Origin of the sequence: Kaistella sp. (assembly GCF_049588135.1) — a bacterium.
Classification (GTDB): Bacteria; Bacteroidota; Bacteroidia; order Flavobacteriales; family Weeksellaceae; genus Kaistella.
The window spans coordinates 1-15,820 of record NZ_JBAVFG010000212.1; the positions used below are offsets into that span (position 1 = coordinate 1).

Consider the following 15,820-nt stretch of genomic DNA (forward strand, 5'->3'; position numbering starts at 1 on the left):
GTATTGCACTGCTATTGCGTCGTTAAAAAACTTTTTGATTTGTGCTAAATCACTTGCGGCACTTTGTTTGGTGAAATAGCTTCCCGCCATTACTTTGTAATTTGGTCTCAGCGAAGCATCAATTTCCACTTTCATATTTGGGAATCTTCTGCGGAAAAACATTCCGACTTCTCTTGCCTCTTCATTGCTTTTCACTACCGCGAGTTGAATTTTGTAACCCATAATTCGGGGATTTCTTCGGCAAATTTCTGCTTGGGAAAGTTCTTTCTCTGGTACAGTTATTTTCGGAGCGGTAGTTTTTGAGGAATTATCGTAGTTCTCATTTTCTGAATCGGTGGAGGATGTGCCCGTTTTTGTGGCGCATTTGTCTTCAATATTGCGCAATAAGTCGCTTACTTTTTGATCCATTATAATGGAAAGTGGTGTTCCTGAAATGGTATCTTTTGTTACAACTTGTTGTGCTTCAAAGATATTAGTTGATAAAAAAGTAAGCAAGGCAATTATTTTAAAAAATGATTTCATTAAATATTATTTTCAGCAAATTTAAAACAAATTAAAATTACACCAACATTTGTTATTTAGAAACATTACAAATTACGCAAAATAGCATCATGGTAATTGCAACGGCTGTTAAATTTATCTTAAAAACCTTATTTTTGCCAAGTTGAAAGTAAACTCAATATAATTTACTAACCCAAGATTTTATAAATGATTAGTTGGAGAAAGCATTACAAAAGAGGTCTCATCGCAATAGGTCTATTGCTGTCGACCAGTGCTTCTATTTACGCTCAAGGAGATGCCAAGAACGGTGAAAAGCTTTTTAAAGCAAATTGTACCGCCTGTCACGCATTGGACAAACAGCTTGTTGGTCCTGCTTTAGGTGGCATTGTAGACTTGATTAAAAAGGAGCAAAATTTAGACACAGATTGGCTTCACAAGTGGATTAAAGACAATAAGGCTTTAAGAGCGTCAGGCGATAAGTACGCAAACGAGATTTTCGAAAAATTTAATAAAACTGAAATGACAACATTTCCTAATCTTACGGATCAGGAAATTGACGATATTTTAGAATACACTACAAATCCACCTGCGGCAGAACCTGCAGCGGCTGTCGGCGCAGAAGCAGTAGATATCAACTCGGTTGCTGCGTTAGAAGCGGCAAAAATGCAATCGATGAATTCGAAAATTATTTTGCTTTCATTGTTGGCGATTGGTGGTTTATTGCTGTGGTTGCTTTTAAAATTGAAGCAGTTAGTTAAACTGCAACAAACAGATGAGTTAACAGGATTAAATGCTAGTAGAGCAATTTCTTTCGCAGATCTTTACAGGAAATATGATTACATCGGTAAAGGAATTTTAGTTGTTCTAGGAATTCTTGCTGCTTATGGATTGTGGAACTGGCTGATGTGGATCGGAGTTTACAAGGGCTATAAACCTGAGCAACCCATTCATTTCTCGCACAGAATTCACGCAGGAGAAAACAAGATCGATTGTCAGCTTTGTCACTCTTCAGCGAAATATGGCAAAGTTTCCGAAATTCCTTCTATGAATGTTTGTATGAACTGTCACCGAAATATTTCCGAGTATAATGGGAAGTATATGGAGCCAGGAAAAGACAAAGCTTTCTATGATGGCGAGATTCAAAAAATCTACGCTGCAACAGGATGGGATGCTGCTTCACAAAGATATACCGGCAAAACGGAACCTGTAGAATGGACGAGAATTCACAATATGCCAGACTTTGTTTACTTTAATCACGCACAACACGTTGTAGTAGGTGAACAGGCAATCCTTAATTCTTACAATCAGAAAAACCCTAATGCGAAAATTGATATTGTTTGTAAAGCTTGTCACGGGCAAGTTGATACCATGAATGTGGTGCAAATGGCAAATGATTTCACGATGGGATGGTGTATTGAATGTCACAGAACTACTGAGGTAGATATGAACAATGGTTATAATAAAGAATACTTCAAAAATCTACATGACAAACTGAAAAAACAGTATGGGTCAGGTGCGAAAATCACCGTAGATGCAATTGGTGGTCTTGAGTGTGGTAAATGTCATTATTAATAACAAAAATTAGAAGTATCAATGGCTTCAAATAAAATACAATTCAGAAGTATTCAAGAACTGAAGGATCCGAGCTTAAACGGACGATTGGCTGCAAAAGAATTTCAGACTGAAATTCCGGTGGGCGAAAAGTTAAGCGGAAATCAATCAACTGAATCAGGCTCTTCTAGAAGAGATTTCTTAAAACTATTAGGATTCTCTACAGCGGCAGTGACTTTAGCTGCTTGTGAAGCACCGGTAATTAAAACGATTCCGTATGTGGTAAAACCGCATGAAATTATTCCGGGTGTTCCCAATTATTATGCATCAACTTATTTTGACGGGTTCGATTTTGCTAGTGTTTTAGTTAAAACCAGAGAAGGTCGACCAATTAAAATTGAACCCAATCCACTTGCAAAAGATTTAGGTAAAACTAGTGCAAGAGCGCAAGCTTCTGTACTCTCATTATATGATAATGATAAAGTTAAACAGCCGAAATTTGACGGTAAAGATGACACTTTCGATACCGTTGATCGTTTTGTTTTAAAAGGTTTGTCTGAAGCCCAAACAGGAGGAAAGAAAATTGTTGTTTTATCGCATTCGTTCCCTTCACCAACTTTCAAAAAATTATTTGGTGATTTCAAAGCAAAATATCCAACAGCAGAACTCGTAACATACGATGCACTTCCACATAGCGCTGCTTTAGATGCTGCACAAGAAGTATTCGGACAACGAACTTTGCCAGTATATGATTTATCGAAAACACAATTGGTGGTTTCTTTCCAAGCGGATTTCTTAGGTGAGTTTAACGGAGGTTCTTTAGAAACTTCTTATGCTACCGCAAGAAAACCAGGTCCAGACATGTTGAGACACATTCAGGTGGAATCTAACATGACTTTGACTGGAGCTAACGCAGATACCAGAGTTCGATTGAAGCCAAGTGCTGTAAATAAAGTTTTAGTAGAAGTTTATAACGGACTTAATGGTGCTACTGTAAGTAAAGAAGCTGGTGAACTTGTTAAAGAATTACAGGCAAAAGGAAGTAACGCTGTTGTCTTTGCTGATGGATCTAAAGCGGCACACGTTTTAGCCAATTTAATTAATCAAAAACTATCATCGAATGCTTTCACTGGGAAAGCAAACTTCTTAAAAGAGTTTGATGGTGCAAGATATCAGGAGTTTTTAGGGTGGATGAATTCTGGACAAGTTGGCGTTTTAATCGCTAATAATGTAAATCCAATTTATTCTAATCAGAAAGGAGAAGCGTTTAAGAAATCTCTAGAAAAAGTTCCTTATGTTATCGCTGTTGCAGATAAGAAAAACGAAATGTATAAAGCAGCGAAAGCTGTAATTCCTGTGGCAAACTGGTTGGAAAGCTGGGGAGATATAGCGCCACAAACTGGTGTTTATACTTTGATGCAGCCTACCATTCAGAAAATTTTTAAATCAAGACAGATTGAAGAATCACTATTGGTTTGGATGAATGGAAAAGACAACCCTGCGAATAATTATTACGATTATTTGAAAGCAAATGCTACGACACTAATTGGGGGTACTACTTTCAATAAAGCACTTTATAGTGGTGTTGTTGATGGTGGTAATGCTATGACACTTGCTTATGTTGGAGGAGATGCTTCAAAAGCCATTGCTGAATTAACAGGTTTCAAAGCCTCTGATTTAGAATTAGTATTATACACAAAAACAGCAATAGGAGACGGGACTCAGGCGAACAATCCTTGGTTACAAGAGTTACCTGATCCAATTACCCGAATGACTTGGGATAATTATTTAACCATTTCACCAAAAGATGCTAAAAGGTTAGGAATCGAAAACGATCTTAATGGAAGAATGCAGCTAGATGGATCGGTGGTAAACCTTACTGTAAACGGTGTTACCATTAAAGATGTTCCTGTATATATCCAACCAGGTCAGGCTGATGGAGCAGTTGGACTTGCATTAGGATACGGTAAAAAGAATTCAGGAAAAGTTGCCGAAACTGGTGTTAATGCTTATCCTTTATTTGACGGTTCTAACTTAATTTTATCAGATGTTAAAATTGAAAAAACTGGCGAAGAGCACGAATTTGCAGGAATGCAACTTCAAAATACCCTGATGGGTCGTTATGAAATCGCAAGAGAAGTTCTTTTGGATACTTTCTTAAACGTAAAATTTGATGATGAGAAATTAGGATGGAATAAACCATTAGAATATCATACCATCGGAGGAGAAGCCACGGCTGCAGGAAAAATAGACCTTTGGGATGCTTTCGATGATACCGATGGACCTCACTTTAATTTATCAGTTGACCTAAACTCTTGTACAGGTTGTGGCGCATGCATCATCGCTTGTCAAGCAGAAAACAACGTACCTGTTGTAGGTAAAGATGAAGTAAGAATGTCGAGAGATATGTTCTGGTTAAGAATTGACCGGTACTATACGACCGATATTCCTGCCGAATATGATTTAAATAAAGATGGTAAACTTTCTGAGCAAGAAGCTGTAGCAGCGGATCTTAATGTACCAGGAATGTATGGTCATTTCTTGAATAAAGAGAGTGGAATATTAAACCATCCTGCGACTAACCCGGATGTTATTTTCCAGCCGGTGATGTGTCAGCACTGTAACCACGCTCCTTGTGAAACGGTATGTCCAGTAGCAGCAACTTCTCACGGTAAGCAAGGCCAAAACCAAATGGCCTATAACAGATGTATCGGTACAAGATATTGTGCAAACAACTGTCCTTATAAAGTAAGAAGATTCAACTGGTTTACTTACAACCTTAATGATAAATTCGACTTTAATCAAAATAATGATTTAGGAAGAATGGTCTTGAATCCTGATGTTGTAACAAGAACAAGAGGGGTGATGGAAAAATGCTCGATGTGTATTCAAATGACACAGAACGTAATTCTAGAAGCTAAAAAAGAAGGAAGAGTCATAAGAGACGGTGAATTCTCTACAGCTTGTGTGGATGCATGTTCAACAGGAGCAATGAAATTTGGTGATATGAATGATAAGAGTTCTGAAGTAAGAGCGCTTTTCGGCACCAACAGAAGATATACTTTGCTGGAAGAAATTGGTACTAAACCAAACGTATTCTACCACACCAAAGTGAGAAATAGAAAAGAAAATATTGTTTAAATAATAAATAGGTAAAAAATGTCAGGACATTACGAAGCTCCGATAAGGGAACCTTTAATAATTGGTCACAAGACTTATCACGATATAACAGAAGATATCGCTAGACCTATAGAGGAACGAGCAGGAAAACTATGGTGGGTTTCTTTCTGGGTCGCACTTGCTCTATTCATTTATGGATTTGGGTGTATCGCTTACACCATTGGTACCGGTATTGGTGCTTGGGGTCTAAACAGAACGAACAACTGGGGTTGGGATATTACCAATTTCGTTTGGTGGGTAGGTATCGGTCACGCTGGTACACTTATTTCCGCCGTATTATTATTATTTAGACAAAGATGGAGAATGTCCGTTAACCGTTCTGCCGAGGCGATGACCATTTTCGCAGTAGTTCAGGCAGCGATTTTTCCGGTAATTCACATGGGTAGAGTTTGGGTAGGATATTGGGTGTTCCCTTTGCCTAACCAATTCGGTACTCTTTGGACTAACTTTAACTCGCCACTTCTTTGGGACGTATTTGCAATTTCTACTTATTTCTCCGTATCCACCGTATTTTGGTTTATGGGATTGATTCCAGATTTTGCAATGATCAGAGACCGTGCGAAGACGCCTTGGACGAAAAGAATCTATACCTTCCTTGCATTTGGTTGGGGTGGAAAAGCAAAACACTGGCAGCGTTTCGAAGAGTTATCTTTGGTATTAGCAGGTTTAGCAACTCCATTGGTATTCTCGGTACACACCACGGTATCCTTTGACTTTGCTACTTCAGTAATTAAAGGATGGCACTCTACTATTTATCCACCGTACTTCGTTGCAGGAGCAGTTTTCTCTGGATTTGCGATGGTACAGACGTTATTATTGGTAGCAAGAAAAGTGGCACATTTGGAAGATTATATTACCATGTATCATATCGAAATTATGAACATTGTAATTATCGTAACAGGTGGTATGGTAACTGTAGCTTATGCAACAGAATATTTCATCGCTTGGTATTCAGGTTCTAGATATGAAGACTTTACGTATCTTTCGCCAGGAGCAGCAACTGGTCCTTACTGGTGGGCATTCTGGGCCTTGATTATTTGTAACCTAGTAGTGCCTGCAGCATTCTGGTTCAAGAAAGTAAGAACAAATATTATGGCAACTTTTATTATTGCTTTAATTATTAATATTGGAATGTGGTTTGAAAGATTTGATATTATTGTAATCAATATCGCGAGAGATTACTTGCCAAGTTCTTGGACGATGTTTAAACCAAGCATCATTGATGTAGGAGTGTTCTTAGGAACAGTTGGGTTCTTTGGAGTACTATTCTTACTATACGCAAGAACATTCCCTGTAATTGCACAAGCGGAATTAAAGACTATCTTGAAAATATCAGGTGAAACTTATAAAGCAAAAGAAGAAGAAGATGAGCACCACTAAAATAATATACGGTATTTATGCCGATGATGATGATTTATTAGATGGCGTAAAAGCTTTCAATGATAAAGGAATCGCTATAAACGAAGTTTACACCCCATTCCCTGTACACGGACTAGATACCGCTTTAGGTTTAAGAAAGACAAGAATTTCTGACGCTGCGTTTATTTATGGCGTATATGGTTTAACCATTGGGATTTTGGTAACCTGGTACACGATGAACCATGACTGGCCGATGAATATCGGTGGTAAACCCGCTTTTAAATGGGGAACCAATATGCCAGCATTCGTTGTTCCAATGTTTGAGCTAATGGTGTTTTGTGCAGCGCACATGATGTCGCTTACTTTCTTAGCAAGAAATAAAATGTATCCTGGTTGTCCACCTCAGAATCCTGATCCAAGAACGACCGATGATAAATTTATGATGGAGTTTGTTACCGATAATGTAGATGCAGTAAAACAAATTCTGATTGATACCGGAGTTGAAGAAATAACTGTAAAAGATGCTTAAAATGACAAAGAATATATTTAAAATTTCAGCGATCTTAGGATGCGCCGCGATTGCTTTAAGTTCTTGCAGCAAGGAAAATCCACCTTTGGTCTATTTCCCTGATATGTATTTTCCAGTTGCTTATGATCCTTTGATGAAAGCAGATATTGCTTATTCAGATCACGAAAACGAAATCCCAGCATTTGTTAAGCAAAACGGTGCTACAGGATTAGGTCCTGTAGATGGAACGGTTGCACAAAACCCAGAAGGTCTTGCAGATGCAGCAGCAAATACTGCAATGACTCCGCTGGAATATAATGATGGATATGATGCTTCAAAACTAATTACTGCCTCCCCTCTCAATCCTGCTAATCAAGCAAAAGATATACAAAGAGGTAAAGACCTTTTCGATAAAACTTGTGCAGCGTGTCACGGAACTGGAGGCGACGGGCAAGGATCAATTGTAGAAAGTGGCGCTTATTCTGGAGTTCCTAAATATGCAGACAGAGATATTACCATCGGTTCAGTACATTATGTTTTGACCCATGGTAGAAACTCGATGGGTTCTTATGCAGGTCAATTAAAACCTGGTGATCGATGGAGAGTTGCATTGTATATTATGAATGAATTTAAAGGAGGGCTTACTGCTGCTCCATCCGCAGTTGCCGCAAATGCGACACCCGTTGTGAAAACAGCAGAACCTAGTACGAGTCCTAAAAAATAAAAAAGAGAAAAAAATGTATAGTTTTTCACCTAAATTAAGATTATATTCAATCGTATTCATCCTTCTGGGATTGGTTCTTTTTGGAGCTGGCTACTTTATGAACCATGGGGTTGATGAGGCTCAGATTGAACATATGATGGAGGCAGTTCATGCCAGCGGAAATAATTTGCCTTCCAATTCAAACGAGTTGTTGGGGCCGCAAGACCACGCTGCACATTTGGAGCATGCAACGGCGCAGTTTAAAAATCAACCGTTGGCAGCAGTTCACACAATCTCGGTTTTCCTTTTTGCTGTAAGTTGTTGTGCCTTGTTTTTCTATTCTATTCAAAATGCATCTCACGCAGGATGGTCAATTATCGTTTTAAGAGTGATGGAAGCAGTTGCATCGTTTATTCCGTATGCAGGTGGAGTTGTCATTATTGTAATGTTACTGAATGTCACCCATACAGGACACCTTTTCCATTGGATGGATCCAGATCTAACCGATCCGAAAAGCGCTAACTTTGATGCAATTCTATTTGAAAAGAAAAGATTCTTAAACATTCCTTTCTATGTTGTTAGAACGCTTATCTATGTTTTAGGAGCTTCTTTCTTTGTTTGGAAATTGAAATCGCTTTCTAAAAAAGTTGATGCTACCAAAAGCAGATCTGTTTATGCAAAATACTACAGTTGGAATATTGGTTATATCGTATTCTTCGGTTTCTGCTCCGCAGCTTGGGCATGGGATTGGTTGATGTCTATTGACCCACACTGGTATTCTACCATGTACATTTGGTATGCAATGGTAAGTGCTTGGGCAACTTCAGTAGCTATTATTTTGATCGTTAGTGTTTATTTAAAGAAAAAAGGATTTTTACCTCAATTTAATGATAATCACTTACACGATTTAGGAGTATACTTATTTGCATTAAGCATGTTATGGACCTATACTTGGTTTGCACAGTTCATGTTGTATTGGTATGCCAATATTCCTGAAGAAGTAAATTATTTCTATGGAAGGTTTGAATATTATTCTTGGGCTTTCTGGTCGATCTTATTATTGAATTTTGCAATTCCTTTATCAGTAATGGTAAGTTCAAGCATCAAAAGAAATTACACGGTAATGATCACCATGGCGGTAATTGTTGTTGCAGGTCAGTGGTTGGTATATTACAATATGGTAATGCCTGGAACAGTTGGACCATACTGGCAAAACGCCACAGGTTTATTAACCAATCTTGGGGCAGTATTATTTGGTGTAGGTTCATTCATCTTTGTTGTAATGACAACGTTGTCCAAATTGAAATTAATTCCAGAAGGCAACCCATTTGTTAAAGAATCAAAAATCTACGAATATCCTTTCTAAAGAGGTATTAATAAATATTAAAAATCCTGATAATTTAATTGTCAGGATTTTTTTTGGGGACTTTTTTGCGAATTTGTAGATTGAGGCTAATGTTTTACCAATTTTTTCTTTTTAAAGTTCATTGCTGGCGGAGCGGAGCCGCGGAGCCCATCAATGCAGGGTAAACGCATTAAAATTAACTTATTTCTTTTATTACATTGTTTAATTAAATCATTCAAATTTGTTTCTTTGTGTTAAATTTCTAATATATACCTGAAAATAAGATAGATATAGGCAGGTCACTTAGCTTTTCGAAAAATATTGAAGACTTTAGATTGGAAAGAAAAATATTACAGAAAAAGCAAGTGCATTAAAATAATGAGAAAATGGCTTCTTGGAATTTAGAATACCTAGTGGAATTGATTAAATTTTAATGCGTGTGACCTGGTCAACAAATGAATACATATCCGTAATTTTATTTAGAGAAAACTAAATAATTCCGTCTTTTCCTTAAAATATTCCCCCAATACAAAAGTTCCTAATTAAAATATTTTCGCCACTTCGTTTACCAAAAAAGCAACTTGCTTTGGACGACCTTTTTCGTCTTCAGGTTGATTTTTATATTTCCCAGTCCGTACAATTACCATTTGTTTTTCGGGAACGATAACGATGTATTGCCCATCTAATCCCCAGAAATAATAATGTTTTATCGGCTCGTCATTATTAATCCAAAGTCCCATTCCGTAAACACCATTTGATAATTTGGTGGGCGTTCGCATTTCTTCAATGAAATTTGAATTTAGAATTTGCTTGTCATTAAACTTGCCGTCGTTTAAAAATAGTTGACCCAGTTTAGCAAAATCCCGTGAATTCGAATTGATGCAACAAAATGTTTTTTCCATGCCGAAATCGTCGGTATTCCAATCTGCACTTTGTTCCATTCCGAGGGGTTGCCATAGTTTTTCAGAAGCATATTCAGCAAGAGTTTTGTTGATCGATTTTCTCAATGCAAAACCCAAAAGTTGTGATGCACCCGATTGATACTCGAATTTCGTTCCTGGTTGATCTTTGAAACCACGCAGAAAAACAGCTTTTTCCAAAGATTTTCCATAATACGCTTTTGCGGTCGGAAGAAAAGGATTGCTATAATTTTCGTTCCAATTTAACCCCGCTTCCATTTCCGCTAAATTGGCGAGTGTGAGATACTTTCCGAATGGTACATTGTTGTAGTTTTGATAAAAATCAGCGAACTTTTGATTCATGCTTTTGATTTTTTTATCTTCAATAGCTTTGCCCACCAACATCACATTTACCGCTTTTGCCATCGAAAAAGAATTGGTTTTTGAGTTTTGATGATAACCGTCCCAATATTCCTCGTGCAACAATTTTCCGTTTTTAATGATGAGGAAAGATGCTGTTTTCGTTTGTTTTAAATTTTCAACTAAAGTTTTAGGCAAAAGGGTTTTATTGTACAATAAATCTTTTTCCCAAGGAATTGGTTTTCCTTTAGCAATAACATGTGACGGGAAATATTTGCCATCATCAATCGTAGCACTGGTTTCTCCACGCAGATACGTCTCGCGAATTCCTTTGAAAAGATAATCGTAGCCAAAAGTGTAAGAAAGTGCGATGAGAACTGCGATTGTAACAACAAATCCTTTGAAAATTTTTTTGATCATTTCTTGAAGTTTTAACAAAATTAAACAAAAAAGATACGGATTTCTTCAGAATGTATTTCAATTAATCTTTTTCTCTGTTTTTAAAATGAAATATTCCCAAAAATAAATAATGAAAGGAAAAAAAGTAAACACAATCCAAATCATCGTGTAAGAAGGAATCCAATTGAATTTGAAATTCAAGAAATAAATTCCACCAACGAAAATTAGACAAAACAAAGAACTTGTGATTGGAATTTGTTGATCAGAGAATCTTTCGATGTGTTCTTTTTTAACTCTATTCTTCTTTTTCGGTAATCAGAAGAGGATTCTCCTTTTGACGGCAAAAAACCAAATATAAAATAGGTATTTCTTAAGATATATATTCCCGAGGTTCCTAAAAGAAAATATTGGATAATTGAAATTGAGTTTGTACTTATACTATACTCATGAGAAATATTGAATTTGAAAATACGAATAACAAATAAAACCCCAAACACCAACATTATGATTGAACTCCAAAGACTCAATATAAATTTAGAAAATTTAGAATGTTCAAAATAGCTAAAAGCATGAAAAAAACTGAATAAGCAAAAAACTAATCCGAAAGTTATCATGATGATTTTTAAAACATTCAAGTTATTGAAATCAATTAGATCACAAATTAAATAAATAATAGAAACGGATTGAATCAATAAAATTCCCTCTGAAAGCTTTGATGTAAGTTTATTCTGTTTTTTTCTTTAATAAAGGAAATGATAGAAAACAATAGAAATATAAAAACAAACAGAAAGTATCGAATATGAAAATCTAAATCGTAATGATGTTCATTTTTTCCAGGAATAAATGCAAAAATTAAAGAAGCACCAATTGCAAGAATTATTTTGGTGAGAATGTTTTTCCAAGAAACTTCCAATCTTTTTAAGTCGAAGACTATTCCCAAAATTAAGGGCAATAAAGTAATAGAAATTAATTCCTTTTCAGAATTCATAATTTTCTTAAAAATAAAAAACAATGCAATTGAAGAAATAATTGATAGAAAAATGATCATAGTTGTAAACCATGGATTGGGTTCTATTTCCTTTTCTTTCTTTTGTGATTTCGCCATAACTCAAAAATAAAAAAAGTCCCGGATTGCTCCGAAACTTTAAGTAAAATATTTTTTAAAATTAAATCTTAGAAAGCAAATTTCTGAAATTCGTTTTCTCGTCGATGATTCTTCGCAAATCTGCAACAGCAACTCTTTCCTGTTTCATGGTGTCGCGATCTCGCAAAGTTACCGTGTTGTCAACCAACGTATCGTGGTCAATCGTAATGCAGAAAGGCGTTCCGATAGCATCTTGTCTTCGGTAACGTTTCCCAATGCTGTCTTTATCTTCGTAAATCATGTTGAAATCATATTTCAAATCGTTGAAGATTTTTTCGCCATATTCGCCCAAACCATCTTTTTTCATTAAAGGCAAAATTGCAGCTTTTACCGGAGCCAAAGCCGGTGGAAGCGAAAGAACTGTTCTCTCGGAACCGTCTTCTAAAACTTCATCTTTCAAACAATTACTGAAAATCGCCAAAAACAAACGATCCAAACCAACCGAAGTTTCTACCACAAACGGAACGTAATTTTCATTTCTTTCCGAATCGAAATACTGTAATTTTCTTCCGGAATGTTTCTCGTGTGCGCTCAAATCAAAATCAGTTCGGCTGTGAATTCCTTCTAATTCTTTGAATCCAAAAGGAAATTTAAACTCAATATCTGTCGCAGCGTTGGCGTAATGCGCCAATTTTTCGTGGTCGTGGAATTTATAATTTTCTGCGCCCAAACCTAATGCCAAATGCCATTTCAAACGTTTTTGTTTCCATTCTTCATAGAAACCGAGTTCCGTTCCTGGAGGTACAAAAAACTGCATTTCCATTTGTTCGAATTCGCGCATTCTGAAAATAAATTGTCTTGCAACAATCTCATTTCTAAAAGCTTTCCCGATTTGTGCAATGCCGAAAGGTAATTTATGACGGGAAGTTTTTTGTACATTCAAGAAATTCACGAAAATCCCTTGCGCAGTTTCTGGACGAAGATATAAATCCGTCGCAGTATCCGCAGAAGCACCTAATTTTGTTCCAAACATCAAATTGAATTGGCGAACATCCGTCCAGTTTTTCGAACCGGTATCAGGATCGGCAATTTCTAACTCTTCAATTAAAGATTTCACGTCGGCAAGATCTTCTTTTTCAAGAGATTGCGCCATTCTCGAAAGAATAGTTTTTTGTTTTTCTCTATATTCTAAAACTCTCGGATTGGTCGTTTCAAATTCATTTTTATCGAAAGCTTCACCAAATCTTTTGGCAGCTTTATCGATTTCTTTTTGCGCTTTATCTTCTAATTTCGCACAATAATCTTCAATCAAAACATCGGCTCTGAAGCGTTTTTTCGAATCTTTATTATCAATCAAAGGATCATTAAAAGCATCAACGTGCCCGGAAGCTTTCCAAATCGTGGGATGCATGAAAATCGCAGTATCAATTCCCACGATATTTTCGTTCATTTGAACCATTGCTTTCCACCAATATTGTTTGATGTTGTTTTTCAGTTCCGCACCGTTTTGTCCGTAATCATAAATCGCCGAAAGACCGTCATATATTTCACTCGAAGGAAAAATAAAACCATATTCTTTCGCATGAGAAATCAATTTTTTGAAAACATCTTCTTGTTTTGCCATCGTTTTTAGAATTTATGCAAAAATAGGGAAATTAATACGGATTATAAATGACAAAAAAGACAGAAGTTAAATCTGTCTCTTTATTTATTTTTAAGTGATTTTTTTTTAGAAATTATAACTCAAAGCTAAACCATTTCCAGCACTTTCCAATTTGAAATACGGTTGAAAAACAGTTGATTCACCATTTTCAGTTTGGATTGCTTTCTTCGCATTTTCATCAGCAGCTAAAGCAAACGGAATTCCGATTCCAATCAGTCCGACACCACTTAAAAGAAATCCCCAACCTCCTTTTTTTGCTTCTTTTGTATAGGTAGTTCCGTTCGCATGAATGGTATTTTCCTTACCGGAAATTAATGTTGCGAGTCCAAATCCTAAACCGAATCCTCCTGTATATGCGAAAATTTCACTTACCGTTTTATTGGTTCTTGCTTTTTTGAAATAACTTTTAGCATCATTATTTTGAAATACTTCTTCGTATTTTGAAAATTTATATTTCACGCCATCTTTCACCAATTTGTTTTTCTCCATACTTACCTGAGAAAATGCGGTTTGAAAACAAATTGATAAACTCAATAATAGAATTTTTTTCATGAAATATTTTTTTGCTAAAATAAAAAATTATTTCTTTTTAGTTTTTACTTTATCCACTTCATCTTTTAGGAAAGGATATTTTTGCTGCATATCTTCCAAAATTTGAGGATCCAGTTCTAAAGCGGTTAAAAGTGCTTCCCTACCTTTTTTCTGACTGTTTAATTGGAAATAACAATTGCTTAATTGATAAAACAATTCGGCTCTGTTATGCATTTTTGTGGCTGTAATCAATACCGTAATTGCCTCTTCATATTCACCAATCAACATCAAAACCTCCGAGTAAGCATACCAATTGTAGAAACGAGTTGGTTCGAAATCGACCAATTTTTTCAAGCAAGAGAGGCTTTCTTCAAATTTCCCCGCTTCAATGAATAAAAAGGCCAGTCTTTTCTGATAATCCAGATTCGATTCATTTAGCGAAACTGCTTCTTTTGCAAAATGCAGCGCTTCTTTCATTCCGCCCATTTCTTCGTAAACGTAGGATTGCTCCATCATCGACAGATAAAACTGCGGATCATCGCGTAAAGATTTTTGGAAAGCATTTAATGCCAAAACCGGTTGCTTATTTTCTTTGTAACACAAACCAATTTTATAAAAAGTAAATGATTTGGTATATTCTAAAGCGAGCATTTCTTCATAAACCTCAACTGCTTTCAACCACTCGCCCATCGCTTCGAAACAGGCTGCTTTATTGGCATAAACTCCCACCGATTGTGGATTAATCGCCAATAAATAATCAAATCCTTTAATCGCTTCTTCGTAGTTTTTCTTGTTAAAGTAAAACTGTCCGTATTCGTACCAAGCAGTTTCTGAGAACGCAAACTTATCCAAATAACCATTCAAGAATTCGATGGCTTCATCGCTTCGTTTGAGTTGGTTATAACAGAACATTACGTTTTCCAATGAATATTCATCTTGTGGATCAAAATTTAAAGCGAGTTTATAATGCTTCAACGCCTTAAATGGATCTTCTAAATTCACAAATTCATCGGCAATGAAATTGTGTAAGAAATTTTCTTCCTCTTCTAATTCCAAGCCTTTTTCGCAATACTCAATTGAACGTCTGGGATTTCCGAGATTTGAATAATATTTAGCACAGCAAACCAAGAAGTCTGTATGATCCATACAAGATTCCTTGAGTTCTGTCATCAGTTCTTTGGCTTCAACATATTTTTCTAATTCTAAAAAAACTTCAAATTGCTTTATTTTTAAATCAAGTGAATTCGGGTGAATTTTCAGCCCGTATTTGGTTGCCATATCGGCAAAGGAAATATCACCCATTTCTAGGTAATAAATGATAATCTCTTCATATTCTTCGACTCCGAAGTAGAATTCATCATTATTTTCAACCATTGCTTCGAACTTTTCAACAAGTTCATTTTCAAAAAATTCTTCCAATATTGTATCTCATTTGTAATTTCAATGTTTAAAAATTGCTTCTAAACTTCGAAAAAACTTTTTTAATTAATTTTTAATAATGTCCTTTTAAGGATTCAATATAAATTATTTCGCCTATAACTTCGTAAACAATTCTATGTTCCAAATTTATCCTTCTGCTCCTAGAACCTGATAGATTATATTTCACGGTTCTAGTTTACCAACTCCTTCAAAAGGAGTTTCTTGAATATCTTTTAACATTTCGGAAATCTTTTTTTGAATTAATTTATTTCCAGATTCTTTCCAAAACTCCAAATCTTCTTCGGCTTGTTTGGTAAA

General features: G+C 35.9%; 12 protein-coding genes and 1 pseudogene. 6 read left to right on the forward strand and 7 right to left on the reverse strand.

The features are described 5' to 3' along the window. Positions 1–522: SPOR domain-containing protein (locus tag WBY99_RS11490; protein WP_423976475.1), on the reverse strand; the 522-nt coding region annotated here is incomplete at its 3' end. Between the two features lie 186 nt (positions 523–708). On the opposite strand from WBY99_RS11490, the gene WBY99_RS11495 reads away from it, so the two are divergent. The 6 genes from WBY99_RS11495 to WBY99_RS11520 are packed head-to-tail and all read left to right on the forward strand — an operon-like array spanning position 709 to position 9,168. Continuing rightward, complete coding sequence (locus tag WBY99_RS11495; protein ID WP_423976476.1) at positions 709–2,073, forward strand: c-type cytochrome; 1,365 nt, start codon at positions 709–711, stop codon at positions 2,071–2,073. Between the two features lie 21 nt (positions 2,074–2,094). Continuing rightward, positions 2,095–5,193 carry a TAT-variant-translocated molybdopterin oxidoreductase gene (locus WBY99_RS11500; RefSeq protein ID WP_423976477.1) on the forward strand — a complete coding sequence of 1,033 codons (3,099 nt, stop codon included), beginning with the start codon at positions 2,095–2,097 and terminating at the stop codon, positions 5,191–5,193. Between the two features lie 18 nt (positions 5,194–5,211). Then, positions 5,212–6,612 carry an NrfD/PsrC family molybdoenzyme membrane anchor subunit gene (nrfD, locus tag WBY99_RS11505; protein ID WP_423976478.1) on the forward strand — a complete coding sequence of 467 codons (1,401 nt, stop codon included), beginning with the start codon at positions 5,212–5,214 and terminating at the stop codon, positions 6,610–6,612. Next, positions 6,599–7,120 carry a DUF3341 domain-containing protein gene (locus WBY99_RS11510; protein WP_423976479.1) on the forward strand — a complete coding sequence of 174 codons (522 nt, stop codon included), beginning with the start codon at positions 6,599–6,601 and terminating at the stop codon, positions 7,118–7,120. Before nrfD ends, WBY99_RS11510 begins: the two co-directional genes overlap by 14 nt. Continuing rightward, entirely contained in the window at positions 7,113–7,823 is a 711-nt protein-coding gene (locus tag WBY99_RS11515; RefSeq protein ID WP_423976480.1) for a c-type cytochrome, read from the forward strand. The genes WBY99_RS11510 and WBY99_RS11515 overlap by 8 nt, the downstream gene beginning before the upstream one ends. A 13-nt stretch (positions 7,824–7,836) precedes the next feature. After that, on the forward strand, positions 7,837–9,168 hold the full coding sequence (locus tag WBY99_RS11520; protein ID WP_423976481.1) for a quinol:cytochrome C oxidoreductase: 1,332 nt from the start codon (positions 7,837–7,839) through the stop codon (positions 9,166–9,168). A 521-nt stretch (positions 9,169–9,689) separates the two neighbouring features. Here the strand turns inward: WBY99_RS11520 and WBY99_RS11525 are convergent. From WBY99_RS11525 to WBY99_RS11550, 6 genes and pseudogenes are all read right to left on the reverse strand, one after another. After that, positions 9,690–10,826 (reverse strand): serine hydrolase domain-containing protein, encoded by a 1,137-nt coding sequence (locus WBY99_RS11525; RefSeq protein WP_423976482.1) that lies wholly within the window; start codon positions 10,824–10,826, stop codon positions 9,690–9,692. 667 nt (positions 10,827–11,493) lie between these two features. After that, positions 11,494–11,910, reverse strand: coding sequence for a DUF1385 domain-containing protein (locus tag WBY99_RS11530; protein WP_423976483.1), 417 nt, complete (start codon positions 11,908–11,910; stop codon positions 11,494–11,496). Positions 11,911–11,971: 61 nt separating this feature from the next. Continuing rightward, the gene (locus tag WBY99_RS11535) at positions 11,972–13,513 is read right to left on the reverse strand and encodes a glycine--tRNA ligase (protein ID WP_423976484.1); all 1,542 of its coding nucleotides are present in this window, start codon (positions 13,511–13,513) and stop codon (positions 11,972–11,974) included. Between the two features lie 105 nt (positions 13,514–13,618). Then, positions 13,619–14,104, reverse strand: a complete 486-nt coding sequence (locus WBY99_RS11540; RefSeq protein ID WP_423976485.1) for a hypothetical protein — start codon at positions 14,102–14,104, stop codon at positions 13,619–13,621. A gap of 27 nt (positions 14,105–14,131) precedes the next feature. After that, entirely contained in the window at positions 14,132–15,502 is a 1,371-nt protein-coding gene (locus WBY99_RS11545) for a tetratricopeptide repeat protein (RefSeq protein WP_423976486.1), read from the reverse strand. 73 nt (positions 15,503–15,575) lie between these two features. Then, positions 15,576–15,820 (reverse strand): annotated as a pseudogene (locus WBY99_RS11550) (Txe/YoeB family addiction module toxin); the annotation flags it as partial.

Bases quoted from the DNA above. Each gene is read 5' to 3' on its own strand.
- WBY99_RS11535 (WP_423976484.1), bottom strand. From the start codon at position 13,513: ATGGCAAAACAAGAAGATGTTTTCAAAAAATTGATTTCTCATGCGAAA.
- WBY99_RS11500 (WP_423976477.1), top strand. From the start codon at position 2,095: ATGGCTTCAAATAAAATACAATTCAGAAGTATTCAAGAACTGAAGGAT.
- WBY99_RS11525 (WP_423976482.1), bottom strand. From the start codon at position 10,826: ATGATCAAAAAAATTTTCAAAGGATTTGTTGTTACAATCGCAGTTCTC.
- WBY99_RS11530 (WP_423976483.1), bottom strand. From the start codon at position 11,910: ATGGCGAAATCACAAAAGAAAGAAAAGGAAATAGAACCCAATCCATGG.
- nrfD (WP_423976478.1), top strand. From the start codon at position 5,212: ATGTCAGGACATTACGAAGCTCCGATAAGGGAACCTTTAATAATTGGT.
- WBY99_RS11520 (WP_423976481.1), top strand. From the start codon at position 7,837: ATGTATAGTTTTTCACCTAAATTAAGATTATATTCAATCGTATTCATC.
- WBY99_RS11515 (WP_423976480.1), top strand. From the start codon at position 7,113: ATGCTTAAAATGACAAAGAATATATTTAAAATTTCAGCGATCTTAGGA.
- WBY99_RS11495 (WP_423976476.1), top strand. From the start codon at position 709: ATGATTAGTTGGAGAAAGCATTACAAAAGAGGTCTCATCGCAATAGGT.
- WBY99_RS11540 (WP_423976485.1), bottom strand. From the start codon at position 14,104: ATGAAAAAAATTCTATTATTGAGTTTATCAATTTGTTTTCAAACCGCA.
- WBY99_RS11510 (WP_423976479.1), top strand. From the start codon at position 6,599: ATGAGCACCACTAAAATAATATACGGTATTTATGCCGATGATGATGAT.